Below are 809 nucleotides of genomic sequence, written 5' to 3'. Positions count from 1 at the left end.
AGCGCGCGATACCGGGCTGTGCCTTTGCCGCTCGGGCCGCGGTTCGGGTCAGAATAGTTCCTGCGGAATTGCTTCAGCTCATGCCCTTCAGGGCAGATGTACTGGTTGTTTTTCGCATCCCATTCGAAGTCGGCGCGGGTCCAAGTGCCGTCGCTGCGCCCAGACTTGTCCAAGACCGGGATGTGGGGAGCAATCTGTTGGTCGACCAACCAGCCCAGCATCGGGGCCGTGCCATAGGCCGTGTCTGCGATCAGGCGCTCGGGATGGAGGTCGAACCTGGCCTTCACGCGCTTGAGCATGGTCTTGGTCGAGCCAACCTCGGCCTGCCGGATCGATCTGGTAGCTTCAACATCCACAATTACGCCATGGTCAGTGTCGATCAGATAGTTGTCGGAATAGCTGAAGAATGCCGGACCTTTACGTGCAGCAGTCCACTGGCTGGCCGGGTCGGAATGGGACGTGAACTTCGGCTGCACCTCGCTGGCTGCACCAAACGCTGCCTCGTCCAAAGTGTCCAGATACTCGCGAACGGCTCGGGGCGCGTCGGCAGGATCGATCTGCTTCGCATCCCACTCTTCCTTCGGCGTCGAGTTCTGTTTGTTGGCATCGGCCTCGATCAGGCTGGCGTCGATGGCCATCCTTTGCCCGCTGACCAGGCCCTCTTCGATACAGCGGGCCACCGTGGTCTCGAACAGGTGCCGCAGCAGCTCGCTGTCGCGGAAACGCCCGTGCCGGTTCTTCGAGAAAGTCGAGTGATCCGGAACCCGATCGCTGAGGTCCAGGCGGCAAAACCAGCGATACGCCAAGTT

At 61.1% G+C, this 809-nt stretch carries 1 protein-coding gene; it reads right to left on the bottom strand.

Translation table 11 applies throughout. From position 1 onward, the window contains the following. A partial coding sequence (locus ACOYQJ_RS26205) for a transposase (protein ID WP_422908816.1) occupies positions 1-809 on the bottom strand: 809 nt, incomplete at both ends.

This window comes from Pacificoceanicola algae (genome assembly GCF_049341065.1).
Lineage (GTDB): Bacteria > Pseudomonadota > Alphaproteobacteria > Rhodobacterales > Rhodobacteraceae > Pacificoceanicola.
This window is presented reverse-complemented; position numbering and strand designations above follow the sequence as displayed.